This window comes from Massilia sp. Soil_C_3 (assembly GCF_057657035.1).
The window spans coordinates 150,554-174,009 of record NZ_JBDGJG010000003.1 but is presented as its reverse complement, the minus strand read 5'-3'; the positions used below and the strand labels follow the sequence as shown (position 1 = coordinate 174,009).

Genomic DNA, 23,456 nt, shown 5'->3' with positions numbered 1-23,456 from the left:
GGCGCGGGCCTCAGGCTTGCTTGATGGTGATCGCGGCGCCGGTGCGTTCGAGCGCGACCAGGAAGGCGTCGGCCAGGGTGGCCTTGGTGATCACGTCTTCCAGGTTCACGCCCAGGTGCACGATGGTCTGCGCGATCTGCGGACGGATGCCGCTGATGATGCAGTCGGCGCCCATCAGGCGCGCGGCGGCGATGGTCTTCATCAGGTGCTGCGCCACCAGGGTGTCCACGGTCGGCACGCCGGTGATGTCGATGATGGCGATCACGGCGCCGGTATCGACGATCTTCTGCAGGATGTTTTCCATCACCACCTGGGTGCGGGCCGAGTCCAGGGTGCCGATCAGCGGCAGCGCCAGGATGCCGTTCCACAACTTGACCACGGGCGTGGACAGCTCGAGCAGCTCCTGCTGCTGGCGCACGATGATCTGGTCCTTGGTCTTCTGGAACACCTCGATGGTGTACAGGCCCAGCTTGTCGAGCAGGTTGGTGATGATCCACGTCGCCCCCGCCAGTCCCGCAGGGTCGTCCGCGAACGCCTGCTGCAGGGGGCTGAACAGCGGCTGCTTGACCGAGAACACGAAAGTGGCGGTCTCGCTCGGGGTCGAACCCGACTTGGCGCGGGTCGACGAGATCTCGGCCAGCAGGTCGCGCACCTCGTCCCAGGAACGGTGTTCGATGTTCTCGAGTTCGCCGCTGCGGGTGGCTGCGGCGAAGGCTTTCAGGAACTGGTTGCAGTGCGAACGCAGCTGCTCGCGCGCGGCGGCGCTGCTGCGCACACTCAGCGCTTCGAGCTGGGCGAGCCATTCGGCGCCGATGGCGGCCTCCTGGTCCAGGATTGTCTGGCTGATGCGATCCGCGTAATCCTTCATGCTCATCTGTCTTATCCCTTGTAATGGTGATTGGCGCCGCGCCGGGGCCGCCTGGCTGCCGGTGCGGGCGAATTCTGTTAAACATCCAACTATACCATTTTCATCTATAGCAATATGTGGCGCACGGTTGTCTACGGGATATTTTTGCTGTCCCTGCGGAAAAACGCGCGCGCGAATGGCGAAACGGCCGGCGCAGGTCGTTCCCGATGCGTCCATTCATACAAAACCGGCAACAAAAGCAGGGTCAACACCGTCGACGACAGCACCCCGCCGATCACCACCGTGGCCAGGGGGCGCTGCACCTCGGCCCCGGTGCCGACCGCCAGCGCCATCGGCACGAAGCCGAGCGAGGCGACCAGTGCCGTCATCAGCACCGGCCGCAGGCGCGCCAGCGCGCCCTGGCGCACCGCATCGGGCAGCGCCATGCCGTCCTGGCGCAGGCTGCGGATGAAGGAAATCAATACCAGGCCGTTGAGCACCGCCACCCCGGACAGGGCGATGAAGCCGACCGCCGCCGAGATCGACAGCGGGATGCCGCGCGCCCACAGGGCCGCCACGCCGCCGGCCAGGGCGAACGGAATCCCGGTGAACACCAGCAAGCCGTCGCGCACGTTGTTGAACACAAGGTACAGCAGGACGAAGACCAGCAGCAGCGAGGCCGGCACGATCAGCTGGAGGCGCTCGGCCGCCTTCGCGAGGTGCTCGAACTGGCCGCCCCAGGCGATCCAGTAGCCGGGCGCGATGCGCACCTCCCGCGCGATGCGCTCCTGGGCCTGGGCGACGAAGGAACCGATGTCGCGCCCGCGCACATTGGCGCTGACCACCACCCGGCGCTTGCCTTGCTCGCGACTGAGCTGGTTGGGGCCCGGCGCCACTTCGAAGGTGGCGATCTCGCCCAGGGCGATGAAGCTGCGCGTTCCCTCGGCGCTGCCCGGGAGCGCCACCGGCAGCCGGCGCAGCGCGTCGATATCGCCACGCACCGCTTCCGGCAGGCGCACCACGATGTCGAAGCGGCGGTCGCCCTCGAACAGGGTGCCGGCGGCGCGGCCGGCGGTGGCGGTCGCAATCATTTCCTGCACGTCGCCGATGTTCAGCCCCATCCTCGCGGCGCGCTCGCGGTCCACGCGAATCTGCAGCATCGGCAGGCCGCTGGTCTGCTCCACCTGCACTTCGCTGGCGCCGGGCACCCGGCGCAAGGTGGCCGCGATCTCGCCCGCGGTGGCTTCGAGCACGGCCAGGTCGTCGCCGAACAGTTTGACGGCGACGTCGCTGCGCACGCCCGAGATCAGTTCATTGACGCGCAGCTGGATCGGCTGGCTGAATTCGTAGCTGTTGCCGGGCAGGCCTTCGAGCGAGGTGCGGATCGCGCTTTCGACCTGCGCGCGCGTACGCCTCGGCCTGGGCCACTCCTTCTCGGGCTTGAAGATGATGTAGCTGTCGGCCACATTGGGAGGCATCGGGTCGGACGCGATCTCGGCGGTGCCGATGCGGGCGAACACGCGCGCGATCTCGGGGAATTCGCTCTTCAAGACGGTCTCGATCTGCTGCTGCATTTTCACCGACTGAGTCAGGCTCGTGCCGGGCACGCGCATCGTCAGCACCGCCATATCGCCCTCGTCGAGATTGGGTGCGAACTCGGTGCCAAGGCGCGTACCCATCAGGGCGGCAAGCGCGATCACCACGGCCGCGAACACCAGCATCACGGCGCGGTTGGCCAGCGCATAGTCGAGCGCCGGCGCATACCAGCGGCGCGCCGCGCCCATCACGCGGCTTTCCTTTTCGTCGACCGAGCGGCCGATGAACAGCGCCACGGCGGCCGGCACGAAGGTCACCGACAGGATCATCGCGCCCAGCAGCGCGAACACCACGGTGAAGGCCATCGGATGGAACATCTTGCCCTCGATGCCGGTCAGGGCGAAGATCGGCAGGTAGACGATCATGATGATCAGCTGGCCGTAGACGAGCGGCCGGCGCGCTTCGCGCGCCGCCTCGAACACCTCGGCAAAGCGCTCCTCGCGCGTGAGGACCCGTCCCAGCCGGTGCTGGGCGCCGGCCAGGCGCCGCACGCAGTTCTCGACGATCACCACGGCGCCGTCGACGATGATGCCGAAGTCCAGCGCCCCCAGGCTGAGCAGGTTGGCGCTGACCTGGTTAGCCACCATGCCACTGAAGGTAAACAGCATCGACAAGGGGATCACCATCGCGGTGAGCAGCGCTGCGCGCAGGTTCCCAAGGAAGAAGAACAGCACCGCCACCACCAGGATCGCGCCCTCCACCAGGTTCTTGCGCACCGTCGCGATGGCCCGTTCGACCAGCACCGTCCGGTCGTAGACCGTGACGGCCTTGACGCCCTTGGGCAGGCTGCGGTTGATCTCGAGCATGCGCGCGTCGACCGCTTTCGACACCGCGCGGCTGTTCTCGCCGATCAGCATCACCACGGTGCCGAGCACCACCTCGACCCCGTTCTCGGTGGCGGCGCCGGTGCGCAGCTCCTGCCCGATCGTCACCTCGGCCACGTCGCGCACCCGCACCGGGATGCCTCGGATGCTGGTGACGACGATATTGCCGATGTCGTCGATCGACGCGGCCTGGCCCGGCGCGCGCACCAGGTACTGTTCGCCTTCGCGCTCGATGTAACCGGCGCCGACGTTGCTGTTGTTGCGCTCCAATGCGTTGACGATGTCGGCCAGTTCCAGCCCATAGGACGACAAGGTGGCCGTGTTCGGCGCCACCAGGTATTCCTTGTCGAAGCCGCCGATCGAGTTGATCTCGGTGACGCCCGGCACGGTGCGCAGCTGCGGCTTGATGATCCAGTCCTGGATCTCGCGCAGGTCAGTCGGGGTGTAGGGCGTGCCGTCGGCCTTCCTGGCGCCCGGCTCGGTCTCCACGGTCCACTGGTAGATCTCGGACAGGCCGGTCGCGATCGGCCCCAGGGTCGGAATCACGCCAGCGGGCAACCCCTCGCGCGCGTCCTGCAGGCGCTGGCTGACCAGCTGGCGCGCGAACTGGATGTCGGTGCCCTCCTCGAACACCACCGTCACCTGCGACAGGCCGTAGCGCGACAGGGAACGGAACTGTTCCAGGTGCGGCAGGCCCGACAGCACCGCCTCGACCGGATAGGTGATGCGCTGCTCGGTCTCGAGCGGCGAATAGCCCGGCGCCGCGGTATTGATCTGCACCTGGACATTGGTCACGTCCGGCACCGCGTCGATCGGCAGGCGGCCGTAGTTGTAGACGCCGATGCCGGCCATCGCCAGCACGGCCAGCATCACCAGCCAGCGGCGCGCGATCGCGGTGGCGATCAGGCGGTCGAACAGGGTCGGGGATTGGTTCGACTGGTCAGTGTTCATGACTACCCTCCCCCTTGCCCTGCTCCGCCTTGACCGCGAAGCTGCCGGCGGCCGCGTAGTCGTCGCCCGCGCTCAGGCCGGATGTGACCTCGATGAAGCGCCCGTCGGAGCGGCCGGTGGCCACCGGCTGCGCGACAAAGCCTTCCTTGACCCGCTTGTAGACGACTTGCCGCCCATTGGCCGTCTGGATCGCCTCGCGCGCCACCGCCACCGGCACGTCGGCCGAGCCGGTGACGATGTCGATGTTCACCGCCAGCCCCGGACGCCAGGCCGCGCCCGGATTGTCGAGCACCACCCGCGCCTTGGCCGAGCGCGATTCCTCGCCCACCAGCGAACTCACATACGACACCTTGCCCGGCGCCGTCGTGTTCGATGCGATCGATCGGATGACGGCATCGGTGCCGACCCGGACGATGTCGAGGTCGCGCGCCGGCACCACCACATCGGCCCATACGGTCGACAGGTCGGTGAGCGTGAACACGCGGGTGTCGGCACCCACGACTTCCCCCATCGTGATGTGTTTTTCGACGATCACGCCATCGAACGGCGCCCGGATTTTCAAGAGGTTGGATGACCCGGCGTCGCGTGCGCCGAGCGCCTGCAACTGCTGGCGCGCGCTCTGCACGGCGATCTCCGCCTCGTGCAATTCCTGCTCGGCGCGCAGCAAGTCCTGGCGCGCCGATATCTGCTCTTCCCACAGCATTTTTTCGGACGCATGGATCTTGCGCGTATACGCGAGCCGGCGCTCGGCCGTCGTCAGCGCGCCGCGCTGGGCCGCTACTTCGGCGCTGGCGACGCTGGCCAACACCTGATCCTTGCGCACCTTCTCGCCGAGGGTGGCATTGACTTCGCTGACCGCCCCGGCGGCGCGAGGCGTCACGTGGGCGGTGCGATCTTCGTTAAGGGCGATCTGGCCCGGCATGCGAATGAAGGTGTCCAAGTGGACCGGGCCGGCCTTGGCGATCGTGATGCCGGCCACGCCGACCTGCTGCTCGGTGAAGCGGATCACGCCGTCGTCGGCATGCCCCTCTTGACCGCGTTCGTCCGCGTGCTCCTGCCCCTCTTGATGAGCGTGTTCATCCGCACCGCCCGGGGCGCGGTCGCGCAACAGCACGATGGCGGCGAGGAAGATGGCGATCGCCAGCACGATGGCGATGACCTTGCTTTGCTGCTTGTTCATGGATTCTCCTGGACGGCTGCGTGTCCCAGCAGCCGTGCGATATCGGCCGCCGCGCGATGACTCTCCGCGACGGCGTTCAGGTAGTGGTTCTTCGATTGCGCCAGCACGCGCTGGGCATCGAGCACGTCGATCAGGCCGAACTTGCCCAGTTCGAAGCCGCGGTTGGCGGCGCGCTGCGCGTCTTCGGCGCCGGGCAGCACGTCGCCTGCGATCAGCGCGCATTCGGCCAGCGCCGCCGTGAGCCGCGCATGCGCCTGGGCCAGTTCGGCGCGCAGGCGCACGCCTTCGGCATCCTGCTGGTCGCGCGCCTTGTCGACCCGGCGCAGCGCATCGAGCACGGCGCCGTCATTGCGGTTGAACAGCGGCAGCGGCACCGACAAGCCGAGCACCGCGCGGTTGCGGGTGTCCGGTCCTTCGCGCTGGGCGCCGACGATCACATTGACGTCGGGCGTACGCCGCGCGCGTTCGAGCCGCGCCAGCGCTTCGCGGTGGCCCACCTGGGTGCGCGCATGACGCATCGCCGGAGATTGGTCGAGCTGCGCCAGCAGCTTGTCCAGCGGCGGCGCCGGGGGCAGCGCGGCGGCCTGCGGCGCAACGATGTCCAGCCCGCGCGCATCGCCGGCCCATAGCGCGGCCAGGCGGATGCGCGCGCCTTCCACGTCGCGCCTCGCCTGCAGCGCCTCGATCCGGGCGCTGCCCTGGGCCACGCGGGCGCGGGTCTCTTCGACCGGCGACAAGGTCCCGGCCTCGACCCGCTTGCCGGCGGCGCCCAGCGCGCGGCCGGCAAGCGCGACGAGCTCCTGGGCCATGCGCTCGCGCTCCTGCGCCGCGACGACGTCGTGGAAGGCGGCGGCGGTATCGGCGCGGACCTTGTCCCGCTCCGTCTCCAGTGCGATTGCCGCCAGTTGCCTTTCCTGGCGCGCCGCATCGACCCGCGCGCTGCGCTTGCCGCCCAGTTCAATGGGAATATTCAGGGTGGCGGTCGTGGTGCGGTTGCTACTACCCTCGCCTTCGCGCAGCAGCTCGAGCTCGGGATTGGGTAGTGCCCCGGCCTGGGTCAGCGCGCCCTCCTGCGCCGCCACTTCGCTGCCGGCCGCGCGCAGGGTCGGATTGGCGCGCAGGGCCAGGTCGATGGCCGCTTCCAGGGTCAATGGAGTTGATGGTTGCGACCACGCCGCCACAGGCAGGCACGCGCAGGCGAACGCGAACGCCGCCAGCAGCGGTGTCAAACGATGTTTCATGATGATGCTCCGAACGGGTGGATGTCCGGCGGGTGCGATGGCGTTGCCGCGTTACGCGGCGCTGTGATGGTCCCCGCCGCCTTAGCTGCGGAGCGGCCGGTCTGGCGGAGGAATCAGGTCGGGGACGTGGGAGACGTAGCGCCGCAATTCGCCGCGCATATGCGGGGCTCCCTTGGGCAGCGGCAGATTGGGTTGCGCGGACAGCACGGCGCTGGCGGACAGGTGGTGGCAGGCGTCGCAATCGTCGCAATGCTCACCCGGGGCGCCGTCATCCTCGCCCTGGTTGGCCGATGGCGGATGCTTGTGGACGTGGTGACCCGGATGCATGGTCTGTTCGTCATGACTGCAATACGGCGCGCCAGCGGCCCAGGCGGCCTGGAGTGGCATCATGAGCAGCAGGAGTATCAGGAGCAGGCGTCGCATCGCGTCAGGGTGGTCAGGTAGCGCAGGGCCGGTCGGCCAACTTTTTCTACCAGCTATTAAATACCCTGTAGCCGCTACAGGGTCAAGCACATTCGTACGTTCGCTGCGATTCCCGTATATCGCGTAAAGGAATCGATCCGGAATTCACGCCGGTGCGTACACCTCCTGCAGCACCCCGATGAAGGCGCGCAGCGCCGCCGGCACGTGGCGATGACCCGGATAGTACAGCGCCAGTTCGGACGACGGCTGGCACCAGTCCTCCAGCAAAGGTACCAGGCGGCCCTCCTGCAAATGATCGCGCACGGTCGTGTCCGGCACATAGGCGATGCCACGTCCCGCGATGGCGGCCTCGGCCATCAGCCCGACCTGATTCAGGACCAGGGTGCCCGGCACGTCCAGCGCGAAGGCCTGGCCGTGACGCGCAAACTCCCAGCGATAGATCTTCCCGCTCTGCATGCGCATGCGGATGCATTGGTGCCGGTGCAGATCGTCGGGCGCCTGCGGCGTGCCGCGCGCCGCCAGGTAGGCGGGCGATGCGACCGGCATGAAACGCACCGGCGCGCCGAATGGGGCGACGTGCATGTCTTGCGGGACCGCCTCCAGCAGGCGCACACCCGCATCGAAGCCGGCGGCGACGATGTCGACCAGGCCATTCTCGACGAACAGGTCGAGCGACACTTCCGGATAACGTTCCTGGAATACCGGCACCGCATGCTGCAGCAGCCAGCGCGCCGTCGGTTCGGCCGTGTTGATGCGCAAGCTGCCGCCGGGCCGCTCGCGAAAGCCGTTGACGTCTTCCAGCGTGGCGCCCAGTTCGCGCAGCGCCGGTTCGAGCCGGCGCAGGAAGTGTTCGCCGGCCTCGGTCGGCGCCACGCTGCGGGTGGTGCGGTGCAGGAGGCGCACGCCCAGCTTTTCTTCCATCACCCGCATCATGTGGCTCAGGGTCGAGGGAGAAACGCCGAGCTCGTCGGCGGCCTTGCGAAAGCTGCGGCGGTGGACGATGGCGACGAAGGCGCGCAGGCTGTCGAGGTCGGGCGGGGACATTAATGGCGTTCCTTCACTAATGCATGCGGGATTGGATGGATGATAACAGCAATGTGTTCGTCTATTCTGTTTTCAAGGCAGCCATCCGGCGACCACCATACAAGGAGAACGACCATGCAACGCACCTGGTTCATCACCGGCACCTCGACCGGCTTTGGCCGCATCATGACCGAACAACTGCTGGCCCGGGGCGACCGCGTCGCGGCCACGCTGCGCAATCCTGCCGTGCTGACGGAGCTGCAGGAACGCCATCCCGGGCAGTTGTGGGTGGCGCAGCTCGACGTCACCGACGATGCAGCCATCCGTAGTGCGATGGCGCGCGCTTTTGCGGAACTGGGGCGCATCGACGTCGTCGTCAGCAATGCGGCCTATGGCCTGTTCGGCGCGGCCGAGGAGCTGACCGACGCGCAGGTCAAGCGCCAGCTGGACACCAATCTGCTGGGATCGATCCAGACGATCCGCGCCGCCTTGCCCCATCTGCGTGCGCAAGGCGGCGGGCGGGTGATCCAGGTCTCGTCGGAAGGCGGCCAGATGGCTTATCCGAACTTCAGCGTGTATCACGCGACCAAGTGGGGGATCGAGGGCTTCGTCGAATCGGTGGCGCAGGAGGTCGCGCCGTTCGGCATCGAGTTCACGCTGGCGGAACCGGGGCCGACGCCGACCAATTTCGCGGCTGGTCTCGATGCCGCGCCGGCGATGGCCGAGTATGTCGATACGCCGTCGGGTGGGGTGCGGCGTGCGCTGGCCGACGGCAGCTTCAAACTCACCGGCGACCCGGTGCGGATGGTCGAGATCATGATCGACTCGGCAGGCCAGGCGCCGGCGCCGCGCCGCATCACGCTGGGCTCGACCGCCTATGAGTCGATCCGGGCCGCGCTCACCGACCGGCTGGCCCGGCTCGACGCGCAAAAGAGCGTCGCCCAGGATGCGGACCTGAAGGCCTGACAGGCCTGACGGTAAGCGCAGCCGACTAACCTGCCAGTGCCGTCTCGCGCGGCTGCCATGCGGCTGCCTGCGGCGCCATCGCGCCGAACTGGTAATCCGCCGCGGCATGCATCTCCCAGCAGCCCTTGCCCGTCAGCCACAGCACATGGGTATGGTGACGCAGCACGCCGGCGCGGTGGGCGATGCTGACCAGCGTCGTGCCCTTGTCGCGCAGGCGCTTGTACAGCGACGATTCATTGGCGCTGTCGAGCGCACTGGTGGCTTCGTCGAGGATGACGATGCGCGGCTCGTGCACCAGCACGCGGCCGAATGCCAGCCGCTGCTGTTCGCCGATCGACAGCAGCTTTTCCCAATCCAGCACGGCATCCAGGCCGCCGACACGGCCGGCCAGGTAAGGCAAATGCACCTGCTCCAGGATGGAGAGCAGCTGTTCGTCGCTCAGGTCGGTGCGGTCGCTTGGGTAGATGAGCTGGCTGCGCAGGGTGCCCGGCTGCATATACGGCTGCTGCGGCAGGAAGAAACAATCCTCGCGCGGCGGATGGTGGATCGTGCCGCTGCCCTTGTGCCACAGGCCGGCGATCGCGCGCAGCAGCGAGCTTTTTCCGCATCCACTGTCGCCGGTGATCAGTAAAGCATCGCCGGGTTGCACCGCCAGCGTCAGGTCCTTGATCAGGACGCGTTCCGATTGCGGCGGGCACAGGGTCAGCGAGTCGATCTTGAGGTGCGAGCAGGGCGTGCGTTGAATACGCGATGATGGATCACATGCCGGTTCGCTCGCCGCTTGCGGCGCCGGCAGCACATGGCTGGACAGGGTCTGCAGGCGCCCGATGCCCGCCACGAAGCGGCTCAGGCTTTCGAAGTTGTCGACGATGACGCCCACCGCAGTCAGCACCGCGGTAAAGGCGCCGGCAGCCTGCACCGCACGCCCCACCTCCAGCTGGCCCGACAGCACCGCATCGGCCAGGATGACGAACGGCAGTACCAGCGTGAGCTGGCTGAAGGTGCGCTGGAACAGGTTGAGCGCGCGCTGCTTCTTGATCAGGCGCGAGAAGTTATGGATGACCTTGTTGAACTTGTTGTCGATGCGTGCACGCTCCTGCGCCTCGCCGCCATAGAAGGCAATCGACTCGGCGTTTTCACGCACGCGTATCAGGCTGAAGCGAAAATCGGCCTCACGCCGCAACTGCCAGAAATTCAGGTGGATCAGCGGATTGCCGAACACGTACAGCGCGACCATCGTCCCTACCAAAGCGTAGGCAATCAGCACGCCCACCAGCACATGCGAGATCGACCACAGGACGGCGCTGAAGGCGACCAGCTGCATCAGCGAGCCCAGGAAAATCAGCATGAAGTGGATGGAGCGTCCGGTGAAGGTGTTCACGTCCTCGCTGATGCGCTGGTCCGGGTTGTCGATCTCGCGGTTCGAGCCGAGCTCGTAGTATTTGCGTCCACCGAGGTAGCCGTCGAGGAAGCGCCGGGTAAGCCAGCGCCGCCACTGGTTCGCGAACAGGTCGCGCATATAGTAGTAGAAGGCATAGATCGGCACCGCGAACGCCAGGACGACCAGGCAGGCCTGGACCGAGGTCCAGAAACGCGGGCGATCCCGGCCTGCCAGCGCCGAGGTCATTTCCCCGGCCTGGTCGTTGAGCATGACCGCGAGCTTGGTTTCCACCAGCATCAGCACGATCAGGAGCGTGAGCAGCAGCCACGCCCTGCCCTTCTCGTCGCCCAGCCAGTAAGGCTTGGCGACGCTGACAAACTGCTTCCACGCAGCCACCGACAAGGTCGCGCCGCTGCGCCGTTTCTTCGTTGACCCTGGAATGTCGCCAGCGATTCCTTCGTTCGACGTCTGCGTAGGGGTCTTCATGATTCGTGTGGTGCCCATGCCCGGTCAGGTCCGGCCGCAGGACATGACTGGTCTTGCTATCATCCTTGTCGACAGCGGCGCCCATCGCCATCCCGGCGCCGGTGTCTGCGGTCCCGTGGCTTGTATTTATCCAATCCACGAACCCAGCATAGAACCGGGAATCGAACCGTTCCGTGCGAAAACATACATAACAAACGCCAAATAAAAAACCGCCAGGCTCACGCACTGGCGGTTTTTTCATTCAGCGGCGAACCGCTCCGTTACTTGCAGCTTATTACTGCGCTGCGCCTTCGACCGGATCGGCCGCCTTCATCGACAGCTTCAGACGACCACGCTCGTCGGTCTCCAGGACCTTGACGCGCACTTGCTGGCCTTCTTTCAGGTAGTCGGCAACGGCGTTGACACGCTCGTTGGCGATCTGCGAGATGTGCAGCAGGCCGTCTTTACCTGGCATGACTTGCACGATCGCGCCGAAGTCCAAGAGCTTCAACACGGTGCCGTCGTAGGTCTTGCCCACTTCGACCGATGCGGTCAGTTCTTCGATGCGGCGCTTGGCTTCCTGGCCGGCGGCAGCGTCGACCGACGCGATGGTGACCACACCTTCGTCGCTGATGTCGATCTGGGTGCCGGTTTCTTCGGTCAGCGCGCGGATGACGGCGCCGCCCTTGCCGATCACGTCACGGATCTTTTCAGGATTGATGCGGATGGTGATCAGGCGCGGTGCGAAGTCCGACAGCTCGGTCTTCACGGTCGGCATGGCCTTCTGCATTTCGCCCAGGATGTGCTGGCGGCCTTCCTTGGCTTGCGCCAGCGCCACTTGCATGATTTCCTTGGTGATGCCCTGGATCTTGATGTCCATTTGCAGCGCGGTGATGCCTTGCGCGGTGCCGGCCACCTTGAAGTCCATGTCGCCCAGGTGATCTTCGTCGCCCAGGATGTCGGTCAGGACCGCGAACTTGCCGCCTTCCTTGATCAGGCCCATGGCGATACCGGCCACGTGCGCTTTCATCGGCACGCCGGCGTCCATCAGCGCCAGGCAGCCGCCACAGACCGAGGCCATCGACGACGAACCGTTCGACTCGGTGATTTCCGACACCAGGCGCACCGAGTAGCTGAAGTCTTCAGGGTTGGGCAGCGCAGCGATCAGCGCGCGCTTGGCCAGGCGGCCGTGGCCGACTTCGCGGCGCTTCGGGGTGCCCACGCGACCGGTTTCGCCGGTGGCAAACGGAGGCATGTTGTAGTGCATCATGAAGTCGTCGGTGTACTCGCCCATCAGCGCGTCGATCTTCTGGCTGTCGCGGGCGGTGCCGAGGGTGGCAACGACCAGCGCCTGGGTTTCGCCGCGGGTGAACAGGGCCGAGCCGTGGGTGCGCGGCAGGACGCTCGAGCGGATCGAGATTGGACGCACGGTGCGGGTGTCGCGACCGTCGATGCGTGGCTCGCCGTCCAGGATCTGCGAACGCACGACCTTGGCTTCCATGTCGAACAGGATGTTGCCGACATCGCCAGCATCGGCGGCGACGCCTTGTGCCGACAGCTCGGCCATCACTTCCGACGACAGCGACTTCAGCTTCTGCTGGCGCGCCGATTTTTCGCGGGTCTGGTAGGCGTCACGGACCTTGGCGCCGGCCAGTTCGCCAACGCGGGCGATCAGTTCTTCGTTCTTTGGCGCCGGCGCCCATTCGACTTCCGGCTTGCCGCCTTCGGCGACCAGGTCGTGGATCGCGTCGATCACGGCCTTCATTTGCTCGTGGCCGAACACGACCGCGCCGAGCATGACTTCTTCGGACAGTTGCTGGGCTTCCGATTCCACCATCAGGACGGCGGTTTCGGTGCCGGCCACGACCAGGTCCATCTGCGAGGTTTTCAGCTCGGTGGTGGTCGGGTTCAGGATGTACTGGCCGTTCGCGTAGCCGACGCGCGCGGCGCCGATCGGACCGGCGAACGGGATGCCGGCGATGCACAGGGCTGCCGAGGCGCCGATCATCGCAGGGATGTCCGGATCGATTTCAGGGTTGACCGACAGCACGTGGATGATGACCTGGACTTCGTTCAGGTAGCCTTCCGGGAACAGCGGACGGATCGGACGGTCGATCAGGCGCGACGTCAGCGTTTCTTTTTCGGAAGGACGGCCTTCGCGCTTGAAGAAACCGCCAGGGATCTTACCCGCAGCGTACGTTTTCTCCATGTAGTCGACGGTCAGCGGGAAGAAATCCTGGCCCGGCTTGGCGTCCTTGCGTGCAACCACGGTTGCCAGGATGACGGTGTCTTCGACCGACACGACGACGGCGCCGCTTGCCTGGCGCGCGATTTCACCCGTTTCCAGGGTGACCGTGTGTTGACCGTACTGGAAGGTTTTCGTAACTTTATTAAACATTGGGTAATCCCTTTCATTTTACCGACAGATTTTCAGGAGCTGTCGTTCACCTCTCACCACGGGCCACAGAGAAATGGCCTTGCAACAAACAACCAGACAGCAAAAACGAAAAATGCCCGCGTCAGACAACTGGCGCAGGCATTTTTGACTAAACCGTCTGAAGCAAGAGCTTACGATTACTTACGCAGGCCCAGCTTGGCGATCAGGTCGCGGTAACGATTCAGATCTTTGTTCTTCAGGTAAGCCAGCAGGCTCTTACGGCGGTTGACCATCATGATCAGACCACGACGCGAGTGGTGATCCTTCTGGTGTGCCTTGAAGTGGCCGTTCAGTTCGTTGATGCGTGCGGTCAGCAGTGCGACCTGGACTTCCGGCGAACCGGTATCGTTCTGGCCACGAGCGTTGTCCGCGATGATCGCGGCTTTGTTGATGTTTTCAACCGACATGATGTTACCTTTCACATGCGGTGCAAGAGTCGGAACCCAGAGCACCGTGATTTATCAAATAACTGTCCGGATTGGACAGACCCGCCAGTATAGTGCAAAACGCCGGCTCGAACCAGTGTTTGCTTTCTTCCTTCAGCGATTGGACAGGACGCCGCCCGGCTGGCAAGCTCGACACAGGTGACAATCATGAACAAGATGAGCAAACTTACAACGCTAATCGTTGCCCTGCTGCTGGCCGGCTGCGCCATCCGCCAGGCGCCGGATCCCGGCGATTCGCAGGACGTCATCCAGTCCAAAATGGGCGCGCCTACTGCGGTCTACACCGACGGCGCGCAACGCACCCTCGAGTACTCTACCGGCCCCATGGGCCAATACACCTGGATGGCGCACCTGGGCCCGGATGGCCGCCTCGCCTCCTACGAGCAAGTCCTGACCAGCGAGAAATTCGCCACTGTTAAAATTGACCATGCGACGAAGGGCGACATGCTGCGCACCTTTGGCCATCCGGCCGAGCGCTCACGCGTCGCCATGCACGACTATGAGGTATGGTCATATCGCTACAAGGAGGCCGGCGTGTGGAATTCATTGATGCACGTCCATTTTGACGGGCAAGGCGTGGTGCGCCAGATGATGAATGCGTCGGATCCCATGTATAACCCACAGGATCGCGGCATCTGGTGAGTGCTGCGACGATTAAAACACAATGATCAAACGAACAATATTCATCGCCACCTTGCTGCTGACGGCCTGCGCCATGCGCACGCCGCCGAACCCCGGCGACACGCAGGATGTGATCCAGGCCAAGATGGGGGCGCCAACCGCGGTGTATGTCGATGGCGCGTCTCGCACGCTCGAATACGCCACCGGCCCCATGGGCCAGAACACCTGGATGGCGCACCTCGGCCCGGATGGCCGCCTGCTCTCATACGAGCAAGTACTCACGAGCGAGAAATTTGCCACGATTAAAATCGATCAAACGACCAGGGAGCAGGTATTGCACACCGTCGGCCGCCCCGCGGAGCGGTCGCATGTCGCCATGAAAGATTATGAAGTCTGGTCTTATCGCTACAAGGAAGCCGGCGTCTGGAATTCGCTCATGCACGTCCATTTCGACGGGCAAGGCGTGGTGCGGCAGATGATGAATGGTCCCGATCCGATGTACGAACCGCGCGACCGCTTCGGTTTCTGAGCGTTATTTTGCCGGAACGGTGCGGCGGCCGCCGTCGCTGCGCACGAAATCCTCGACCGCGTCCAGACTTGGCGCCAGGCGGCTCAGCGTGGACGAGAGCGTGGCCACCAGGGTGGCGTGGTTGACGTTGTCGTAATATTCCTCGCGCACGGGAACGTCGGCGTTGCGCATCCTGGCCGCGAGCGCGCCGGTATTGCGTTCCGGGTTCACCGTCGTGTCGTTGCGGGCGGCGATCAGCAGCGCCGGCGGCGCCCCGGCCCTGACATGATCGATCGGCTGCGAGTCGCGCGGCGTATCGGGATAGTGAAAAACAGGACGCGTGGTTTCGTTCTCGACGGGCAAGAAATTATACGGGCCCGCCAGGCCGATCCAGCCGCGCAGGATGCCAGGGCTACTCCCCTGTTCGCGCAGCCAGCGCGGATCGAGCGCCAGCATCGCCGCGTTGTAGGCGCCTGCGCTATGCCCCATGACGAACAGGCGTTTCGGATCGCCGCCATAGGCCGCGATCCGGCGCTGGGTCCAGACGACGGCGCGCGCGCCATCGTGCAGGAAGCCGGGATAGCTGGCCTGTGGATACAGGCGATAATCGGGAATCACCACCACGAATCCGCGCTTGGCCAGCGAACGCCCGACGAAGGCATAATCGTCGCGCTCGCCACTGACCCAATTGCCGCCGTAGAAGAAGACGATCACCGGCGCCTTGCTTGCGCCCGATGCGGGCCGGTAGATGGACAGCACGTGGCGCGGGTCGGGACCGAAGGCGGCCGTCGCGACCGAACGCGCCGTTCCGCCTGGCGACACCGCATTGACCAGGCTGAGCGGTGAACAGGCGCTCAGGGCGCCGGCCAGGACCAGCGCAGCCAGCGCCGCCGCGGCGACGGCGAGCGTCTTCGTCAACCGCAAACGGGAGCCAGTCACCGGCATCAGCGGCGCACGTCGTCCGGCTCGTCGTCGAGCGGAATGATGCTAACCGGCTTGCCCTTGGCCTTCTGCCAGACATACACGGCATAGCCCGACAGGCCATACACCACGAAGATCGGCCACAGCACCTTGGGCGGATCGATCGCCAGCAGCGCCAGCACCAGCGCGATCAGGAACACCGCGATGAACGGCACCGACTTCCTGAAATTGATGTCTTTAAAACTGTAGAACGGCACATTCGACACCATGGTCAGGCCCGCGAACACGGCGATGCACCACGACACCCAATCGACCTTGCGCGCGCTGACGCTGATGTCGGGGTCGATCATCATCATGATGAAGCCGATTACCAGCGCCGCGGCGGCTGGGCTCGGCAAGCCCTGGAAGAAGCGCTTGTCCACCACCTGGATATTGGTGTTGAAGCGCGCCAGGCGCAGCGCCGCGCAAGCGCAGTAGATAAAGGCCGCGATCCAGCCCAGCTTGCCAAGGCCGCGCAGCGACCATTCATAGATCACCAGCGCCGGCGCGGCGCCGAACGAGACCATGTCGGCCAGGCTGTCGTATTGCGCGCCGAACTCGGACTGGGTATTGGTCAGGCGCGCGATGCGTCCGTCCAGGCCGTCGAGGATCATGGCGATGAACACGGCCCAGCAGGCATGCTCGAAGCGCTGGTTCATCGCCATGACGATGGCGTAGAAGCCGCAGAACAGGGCCGCGGTGGTGAAGGCATTGGGAAGCAGGTAGATGCCGCGCCCACGTTCGCCGGCCTGGCGGTCTTCCGCGCGGCGGCCGAAACGCTTTTTCAGGCGGGAAAATCGTGGACCCTTTGGCGTTGTCCCTGGTGTTCTTCTTCGTGGAAAGGTTGGCATAAGGAATCGTATTCAAGTAAGTCGCCGAGCGACAGTTCCCCCACATTATAGAGGTGGGGACACGTGTTAGCGAAACACTACGCTAACCCGACTGGCGATTGCCTGGCGCTTACTTGAACACAGCCAGCTTTTACTTGAACTTGACCTTGCCCACCACGCGCATTTGCAGCGTGGTTTCGCCCGGCTCGAAGCTCGGTTCCGACATCTCGTCGGCCATCTCGCGCTTGGCGCTGCGCATCATCATGGCCTGCGGCGCCGCGGCATCGCCCGCGTAATTGCCCGAGCCCTCGAAGTCGACCGTATCGAGCACGGCGTCGGTCGGCTGGCGGCCCATGGCCTTGGCGATCGAGACGATGCGCTCGTTCAGGTTCCGGTAGGTTGCGGCGATACGCTGGTCGTCCAGGCGCTTTTCGAGTTCAGGGCTCAGGCCAAAATTAACGCCATTGATCTGCAGCACCTTCTGGGCGGCGGCGGCGGTCTTCGGCAGCGCGGCCAGGTTGGTCGTCTTCACTTCCAGGTACTGGCCGACGCGCCAGGCGATCGGCACCGGCTTGACCGGCTGCTGCGTGGTGCGGCCGACTGGCTGCGGCGGCACTTCCGGATAGACCGGGTAGGTGTAATAGCCCTGGGTCTTGAGTTCGGCATTCGGATCGGCGCGGCGCACGATCTCGGTGCCCTCCTTCATCTTGCGGTTGACGCGGTCGGCGGCGGCATTCTTGTCCTTGTCGTGCTCTTCGACGGCGAAGACAACGGTGGCCTGATCATTGGCGTGCTTGACTTCGCCGAAGGCGGGAACCACGACCATGGTGCCGCTGGTGGCCGGCGACGGCAGGTTTTGCGCCTGGGCGGCGCTGAAAGCCAGGACCAGAGCGGCGGCGACGAGGGATTTAGAAACAGCCATTTATTGTTCTCCTATAAGTTGCGACAGATGTCTGACAGCACTTATACGATACCAATCACAATGATTCCATCGTGATTTTGTAATGGACAGTTGCAAATGAGTAGGTTTACGGTCGAATTTGTAACAGTTCGAATGACCGCATGCCCAAAACAACGTCGTCCCCGCGCAGGCGGGGACCCAAGTTTCTTCGCGTAGCCACTTAATTTTATATAAGTGGCTCGATGAGGACTTGGGTCCCCGCCTGCGCGGGGACGACGTGCGGAGGTCGGAGGGAACGGTGGCGTAATCGCTGCGCTACCGTGCCAAAAAAATTAGTTCTTCGACTGATCCACCAGCTTGTTCTTGGCGATCCACGGCATCATGCCGCGCAGCTTGGCGCCGACTTCTTCGATCTGGTGCTCGGCGGTCAGGCGGCGGCGCGAGATCAGGGTTGGGGCGCCGGCCTTGTTTTCCAGGATGAAGCTCTTGGCGTATTCGCCGGTCTGGATGTCCTTCAGGCACTGGCGCATCGCGTTCTTGGTGTCTTCGGTGACGATGCGCGGGCCGGTCACGTATTCGCCGTATTCCGCATTGTTCGAGATCGAGTAGTTCATGTTGGCGATGCCGCCTTCGTAGATCAGGTCGACGATCAGTTTCAGCTCGTGCAGGCACTCGAAGTACGCCATTTCAGGCGCGTAGCCGGCTTCGGTCAGGGTTTCGAAGCCAGCCTTGATCAGCTCGACGGCGCCGCCGCACAGCACGGCCTGCTCGCCGAACAAGTCGGTCTCGGTTTCTTCGCGGAAGTTGGTCTCGATGATGCCGGCACGGCCGCCGCCGTTGGCCATGGCATACGACAGCGCGATGTCGCGCGCCGCGCCCGATTTGTCCTGGTACACGGCAACCAGGTGCGGCACGCCGCCGCCTTGCGTGTAGGTGCCGCGCACGGTGTGGCCTGGGGCCTTTGGCGCGACCATGATCACGTCGAGGTCGGCGCGCGGCACGACCTGGCCGTAGTGGACGTTGAAACCGTGGGCGAATGCCAGGACCGCGCCCTGCTTGGCATTCGGGGCGACGTTCTTGTTGTAGACCTCGGCGATGTTCTCGTCCGGCAGCAGGATCATGATGACGTCGGCAGCCTTGACTGCCTCGTCGACCTCGGCGACCTTCAGGCCGGCTTGTTCGACCTTGCCCCATGACGCGCCGCCGCGGCGCAGGCCGACGGTGACGTTGACGCCCGATTCAGAGAGGTTCTGGGCGTGGGCGTGACCTTGCGAGCCGTAACCGATGATGGCGACGTTCTTGCCTTTGATGAGGGAGAGGTCGCAGTCTTTGTCGTAGAAAACTTTCATTTGGGTGTCCTGTATTTGAGTAATTTAGTGGGTATTCGGGCGTAACGCGTCGGCGGCATAGCCGCCAACCCTACGTCGTTCATTCAGCTTTTTTGGTCAGACTTTTAGGATGCGTTCGCCGCGCCCGATGCCCGAGCCGCCGGTGCGGACCGTCTCGAGGATGGAAGCCCGGTCGATCGAGTCGATGAAGGCGTCCAGCTTCGACTTGGCGCCGGTGAGCTCGATCGTGTAGGTCTTTTCGGTGACATCGATGATGCGGCCGCGGAAGATGTCGGCGGTGCGCTTCATTTCTTCGCGCTCCTTGCCGACCGCGCGCACCTTGATCAGCATGAGCTCGCGCTCGATGTGCTGGCCTTCGGTCAGGTCGACTACCTTCACCACCTCGATCAGGCGGTTCAGGTGCTTGGTGATCTGCTCGATGATGTCGTCCGAACCGGAAGTGACGATCGTCATGCGCGACAGGGTCGCGTCTTCGGTCGGGGCCACGGTCAGGGTTTCGATGTTGTAGCCGCGCGCCGAGAACAGGCCGACCACGCGCGACAGCGCGCCGGCTTCGTTCTCCAGGAGGACAGAGATAATGTGGCGCATCACAGGTCCTCCGAGCCGAGCAGCATTTCGTTCAGGCCACGGCCCGCCTTGACCATCGGCCAGACGTTTTCGTTCTGGTCGGTGATGAAGTTCATGAAGACCAGGCGGTCCTTCATGGCGAAGGCTTCGCGCAGCGAGCCCTCGACGTCGCCCGGCTTTTCGATGCGCATGCCGACGTGGCCATAGGCCTCGGCCAGCTTCTCGAAATCGGGCAGCGAATCCATGTACGACTCGGAATAGCGCGAACCGTAGTCGATCTGCTGCCACTGGCGCACCATGCCCAGGAAGCGGTTGTTGAGCAGGATGATCTTTGGCGTCAGGTGGTATTGCTTGCAGGTGGCAAGCTCCTGGATGCACATCTGGATCGAACCCTCGCCGGTGACGCAGGCCACGGTCGCATCCGGATTGGCCATCTGCACGCCCATCGCGTACGGCAGGCCGACGCCCATCGTGCCCAGGCCGCCGGAATTGATCCAGCGCCGCGGCTTGTCGAAGGCGTAGTACTGCGCGGCCCACATCTGGTGCTGGCCGACGTCAGAGGTGATGAAGGCGTCGCCATTGGTCACGCGGTGCAGTTGCTCGATCACCGACTGCGGCTTGATCACGGTATCGGAAGTCAGATACTTGAGGCAGTCGCGGCCACGCCATTCGGCGATCTGCTTCCACCAGCCCTGCAGCGCATTGGTGTTCGGCGAGACATTGCCGGCGTCCAGCTGCGACAGCAGTTCGACCAGCACATCCTTGACGTTGCCGACGATCGGGATGTCGACCCGCACCCGTTTCGAGATCGACGAAGGGTCGATGTCGATGTGGATGATCTTGCGCGGATGCGAGGCGAAGTGCTTCGGATTGCCGATCACGCGGTCGTCGAAGCGGGAGCCGATGGCGATCAGGACGTCGCAGTGCTGCATCGCCATGTTCGCTTCATAGGTGCCGTGCATGCCCGGCATGCCGACGAAGTGCGGATCGGAAGAGCGCGATCCGCCCAGGCCCATCAGCGTATTCGTGATCGGGAAACCGGTTTTCTCGACCAGGCGGTTCAGTTCATCCGAGGCATTGGCCAGGATCACGCCGCCGCCCGCATAGATCATCGGGCGCTCGGCGTTCTGCAGCAGCTGGACCGCCTTGCGGATCTGGCCGGCATGGCCCTTGTCGACCGGACGGTACGAGCGCATCTCGATCTCGCGCGGGTACTCGAACAGGCATTTATTGACCGTGATGTCCTTCGGAATATCGACCAGCACGGGGCCTGGACGGCCGGTACGGGCAATGAAGAAGGCTTTCTTGATGGTAGAGGCCAGTTCGCGCACATCCTTGACCAGGAAGTTGTGCTTGACCACCGGACGGGTGATGCCGACGGTATCGCATTCCTGGAACGCATCCTGGCCGATCGCGTGGCTCGGCACCTGGCCCGAGATCACGACCATCGGGATCGAATCCATATAAGCGGTGGACAGACCAGTGACGGCATTGGTGACGCCGGGGCCGGAAGTGACCAGGGCGACGCCCACGGTGTTCGAGCTGCGCGAATAGGCGTCGGCGGCGTGCACCGCGGCCTGTTCGTGGCGAACGAGAACGTGCTGGAATTTGTCCTGCTGGAAGATCGCGTCGTAGATATAGAGGACCGCGCCGCCCGGGTAACCGAAGACGTGCTTGACGCCCTCTTCCGCCAGACAACGGACCACTATCTCAGCGCCCGTGATCGGGACGGCTGAATCGTTACTCATGTACATTCCTTTCAAAACCCAATGGGAGATTGATCGGATGCCCGTTCCTAACGATATGCGTCTTTGCGCGACAACCCTCAGGCTTGACTACTTTCTGCGTGCACGTCGATGTTTCGGACACCGTAGGGTCCTTACGCACCGGCGCTGGGCGCAACTCGTTGAGCGTGAGTGTCTGTAGCGGTCTTACGCATCTCTCGCGCTTGTGGCGCGGGTCGGAGCAAACTGCCTACAAATGAAAGCGTGTCATAACCGGACTGGGCCTTGTGTGCCGGGTCCGGATGACGTAAAAGCCTTGGGGATGCAAAGCGTGAGGGACACCTTACCGCGCCGCACCATTTTGGTCAAGAAGGAAAGATAAAAATCGCTTCATGAACAAAAATGGTGCAACAAATTTGGCGAAAGCCCGATAAAGTGCGCCGTTTTAGCGTGGCGTGCGTCGATCGTAGGGTGGCCCGGGGCGCGCAGCCGGCTACGCCGTCCACGCGTTCACCGCTGCATCCCCCACCGCCGCACGGTAACTCTCTCCAGCGCCTGAAACACGAAGTGCTCGATGGCCAGGCCAATCAGGATCACGGTCGCCAACCCCGCGAACACCTTGTCGGTGAACAGTTCATTGCGGCTCTGGAAGATATACCACCCCAGCCCGCCCTGCCCCGAGGTGCTGCCGAATACCAGCTCGGCCGCGATCAGGGTACGCCAGGCAAACGCCCAGCCGATTTTCAGGCCCGACAGGATGGCCGGCAGCGCCGCCGGAATCAGGATCTGCAACACCATGCGCAATCCACCGAGACCGTAATTGCGACCAGCCATGCGCAAGGTTTCGGGCACGGCGCGAAAACCGGCGCTGGCATTCAGGGTCAGCGGCCACACCACCGAGTGCACCAGCACCATCAACAGGCTGCCCTTGCCCAGCCCGAACCACAGCAGGGCCAGCGGCAGCAGTGCGATGGCCGGCAGCGGGTTGAACATCGAGGTCAGGGTATCGATCAGCTCGCGTCCGAAGCGGTTCGAGACGGCCAGCCAGGTCAGCAGGAAAGAGCCCGCCACGCCCAGCAGGAAGCCCTGGCCCAGGATCGCCAGCGACACCGAGACATAGCCGATCAGCTCGCCCGACAGCATGCCGTCCACGAAGGCGCGGCCGGTCTGCAGCGCGCCCGGCAGCAGCAGGTCGTTGTCGAACCAGCGCGCGAGCGCTTCCCACACGACGGCCAGCGCCAGCAAAATGGCGGGCTTTCTCAGCCAGCCGAAGCGGTCGAGCGATACGGACGCTGCCGACGCCGGCGCGGCGACGACGGGCCGCAATGGAAGGATGTACTCGGGGCGGATCGGCGGTTCACGCAAGGTCGTCATCAATGCGCCTCCGCCACGAGGTGAGCACCCTCGCGCACATCGGGCGCGGCTTCCCCGGCGCCGAACAGCAGCCCATGGATGCGCTGGGTCGCCGCCTGGAATTCCTGGCTACCGGCACTCGACAAGCTGAACTGGTGACTATTGAGCTCGGCCCGCACCCGGCCCGGATGGGGCGACAGCAGCAGGATGCGGTTGCCAACCACCAGCGCCTCCTCGATCGAGTGGGTCACGAACAGCATGGTAAAACCGATCTCGTCCCACAGCGCCTGCAGCTCTTCCTGCATGCTGCGCCGGGTCAGCGCATCGAGCGCGGCGAACGGCTCGTCCATCAGCAGCACGGCCGGCTGCATCGCTAGCGCACGGGCAATGGCCACCCGCGCCTTCATGCCGCCCGACAGGGTGTGCGGATAGGCGTCGGCAAAGCGGGCCAGCCCGACCTTGCCCAGCCAGTGACGGGCGCGCCTGTCGCTCTCTTCTCGTCCTACGCCGCCCGCCAGCATCGGAAACATCACGTTCTGCCGCACCGTCTTCCATGGCGGCAGCTGGTCGAATTCCTGGAACACGACGATGCGGTCCGGCCCCGGCCCCGTGATCGGCTTGCCGGACAGGCTGAGGCTGCCGGCGCGCGGCGCGATGAAGCCGCCAATCGCTTTCAACAAGGTCGACTTGCCGCAGCCGGACGGTCCCAGCAGCACGAAGCGGTCGCCGCGGTGGACGTCGAAGCTGACGTCGTCCGTGGCGCGCACGATGCCGCGTTCGCTCGCATACTCGAGGGTGACGTGCTCGGCGCGCAGCAATGGTTCAGGGGGGACCAGGTTCAGCGGTATGACGGGGGTCACCAT

20 protein-coding genes are annotated in these 23,456 nt (G+C 64.6%); 3 read left to right on the top strand and 17 right to left on the bottom strand.

The features are described from left to right. Positions 1-10: 10 nt before the first annotated feature. The 6 genes from AC3A6F_RS06490 to AC3A6F_RS06465 form a co-directional block, all read right to left on the bottom strand. Positions 11-874, bottom strand: a complete 864-nt coding sequence (locus AC3A6F_RS06490) for an STAS domain-containing protein (RefSeq protein WP_487679133.1) — start codon at positions 872-874, stop codon at positions 11-13. Positions 875-999: 125 nt separating this feature from the next. Beyond that, positions 1,000-4,185 carry an efflux RND transporter permease subunit gene (locus tag AC3A6F_RS06485; protein WP_487679659.1) on the bottom strand — a complete coding sequence of 1,062 codons (3,186 nt, stop codon included), beginning with the start codon at positions 4,183-4,185 and terminating at the stop codon, positions 1,000-1,002. A 22-nt stretch (positions 4,186-4,207) separates the two neighbouring features. Next, complete coding sequence (locus AC3A6F_RS06480; protein ID WP_487679132.1) at positions 4,208-5,398, bottom strand: efflux RND transporter periplasmic adaptor subunit; 1,191 nt, start codon at positions 5,396-5,398, stop codon at positions 4,208-4,210. Then, the gene (locus AC3A6F_RS06475; RefSeq protein ID WP_487679131.1) at positions 5,395-6,639 is read right to left on the bottom strand and encodes a TolC family protein; all 1,245 of its coding nucleotides are present in this window, start codon (positions 6,637-6,639) and stop codon (positions 5,395-5,397) included. The genes AC3A6F_RS06480 and AC3A6F_RS06475 overlap by 4 nt, the downstream gene beginning before the upstream one ends. An 81-nt stretch (positions 6,640-6,720) precedes the next feature. Beyond that, a complete protein-coding gene (locus AC3A6F_RS06470; protein WP_487679130.1) occupies positions 6,721-7,029 on the bottom strand; it encodes a hypothetical protein in 309 nt (102 codons plus the stop codon). 177 nt (positions 7,030-7,206) lie between these two features. Beyond that, positions 7,207-8,106: a LysR family transcriptional regulator gene (locus AC3A6F_RS06465; RefSeq protein ID WP_487679129.1), complete on the bottom strand. Its 900-nt coding sequence runs from the start codon at positions 8,104-8,106 to the stop codon at positions 7,207-7,209. A gap of 114 nt (positions 8,107-8,220) precedes the next feature. Here AC3A6F_RS06465 and AC3A6F_RS06460 point away from each other — a divergent pair, with 114 nt between their 5' ends. Further along, positions 8,221-9,051 carry an SDR family oxidoreductase gene (locus AC3A6F_RS06460; RefSeq protein ID WP_487679128.1) on the top strand — a complete coding sequence of 277 codons (831 nt, stop codon included), beginning with the start codon at positions 8,221-8,223 and terminating at the stop codon, positions 9,049-9,051. Between the two features lie 25 nt (positions 9,052-9,076). Here AC3A6F_RS06460 and AC3A6F_RS06455 read toward each other — a convergent pair whose 3' ends face one another. The 3 genes from AC3A6F_RS06455 to rpsO form a co-directional block, all read right to left on the bottom strand. Further along, positions 9,077-10,918: an ABC transporter ATP-binding protein/permease gene (locus tag AC3A6F_RS06455; protein WP_487679127.1), complete on the bottom strand. Its 1,842-nt coding sequence runs from the start codon at positions 10,916-10,918 to the stop codon at positions 9,077-9,079. A gap of 274 nt (positions 10,919-11,192) precedes the next feature. Next, the gene (gene pnp, locus AC3A6F_RS06450; RefSeq protein WP_147933107.1) at positions 11,193-13,295 is read right to left on the bottom strand and encodes a polyribonucleotide nucleotidyltransferase; all 2,103 of its coding nucleotides are present in this window, start codon (positions 13,293-13,295) and stop codon (positions 11,193-11,195) included. 176 nt (positions 13,296-13,471) lie between these two features. After that, a complete protein-coding gene (rpsO, locus tag AC3A6F_RS06445; protein ID WP_005666365.1) occupies positions 13,472-13,741 on the bottom strand; it encodes a 30S ribosomal protein S15 in 270 nt (89 codons plus the stop codon). 186 nt (positions 13,742-13,927) lie between these two features. Between rpsO and AC3A6F_RS06440 the strand changes: the two genes are divergently transcribed. Beyond that, complete coding sequence (locus tag AC3A6F_RS06440; RefSeq protein WP_487679126.1) at positions 13,928-14,422, top strand: hypothetical protein; 495 nt, start codon at positions 13,928-13,930, stop codon at positions 14,420-14,422. Between the two features lie 22 nt (positions 14,423-14,444). Further along, positions 14,445-14,930 carry an outer membrane protein assembly factor BamE domain-containing protein gene (bamE, locus tag AC3A6F_RS06435; protein ID WP_487679125.1) on the top strand — a complete coding sequence of 162 codons (486 nt, stop codon included), beginning with the start codon at positions 14,445-14,447 and terminating at the stop codon, positions 14,928-14,930. 3 nt (positions 14,931-14,933) lie between these two features. Here the strand turns inward: bamE and AC3A6F_RS06430 are convergent, their stop codons facing one another. The 8 genes from AC3A6F_RS06430 to AC3A6F_RS06395 form a co-directional block, all read right to left on the bottom strand. After that, positions 14,934-15,854 (bottom strand): alpha/beta hydrolase, encoded by a 921-nt coding sequence (locus AC3A6F_RS06430; RefSeq protein ID WP_487679124.1) that lies wholly within the window; start codon positions 15,852-15,854, stop codon positions 14,934-14,936. After that, entirely contained in the window at positions 15,854-16,720 is an 867-nt protein-coding gene (gene pssA / locus AC3A6F_RS06425) for a CDP-diacylglycerol--serine O-phosphatidyltransferase (protein ID WP_123070704.1), read from the bottom strand. The genes AC3A6F_RS06430 and pssA overlap by 1 nt, the downstream gene beginning before the upstream one ends. Positions 16,721-16,850: 130 nt before the next feature. Further along, a complete protein-coding gene (locus tag AC3A6F_RS06420) occupies positions 16,851-17,621 on the bottom strand; it encodes an SIMPL domain-containing protein (protein ID WP_487679123.1) in 771 nt (256 codons plus the stop codon). Positions 17,622-17,932: 311 nt separating this feature from the next. Further along, positions 17,933-18,949 (bottom strand): ketol-acid reductoisomerase, encoded by a 1,017-nt coding sequence (gene ilvC / locus AC3A6F_RS06415; protein WP_487679122.1) that lies wholly within the window; start codon positions 18,947-18,949, stop codon positions 17,933-17,935. Between the two features lie 96 nt (positions 18,950-19,045). After that, entirely contained in the window at positions 19,046-19,537 is a 492-nt protein-coding gene (ilvN, locus tag AC3A6F_RS06410; RefSeq protein WP_005666354.1) for an acetolactate synthase small subunit, read from the bottom strand. Further along, positions 19,537-21,264, bottom strand: coding sequence for an acetolactate synthase 3 catalytic subunit (locus AC3A6F_RS06405; protein ID WP_487679121.1), 1,728 nt, complete (start codon positions 21,262-21,264; stop codon positions 19,537-19,539). Before AC3A6F_RS06405 ends, ilvN begins: the two co-directional genes overlap by 1 nt. 486 nt (positions 21,265-21,750) lie before the next feature. Continuing rightward, the gene (locus tag AC3A6F_RS06400; RefSeq protein WP_487679120.1) at positions 21,751-22,614 is read right to left on the bottom strand and encodes an ABC transporter permease; all 864 of its coding nucleotides are present in this window, start codon (positions 22,612-22,614) and stop codon (positions 21,751-21,753) included. Then, positions 22,614-23,456, bottom strand: coding sequence for an ABC transporter ATP-binding protein (locus tag AC3A6F_RS06395; protein WP_487679119.1), 843 nt, complete (start codon positions 23,454-23,456; stop codon positions 22,614-22,616). Before AC3A6F_RS06395 ends, AC3A6F_RS06400 begins: the two co-directional genes overlap by 1 nt.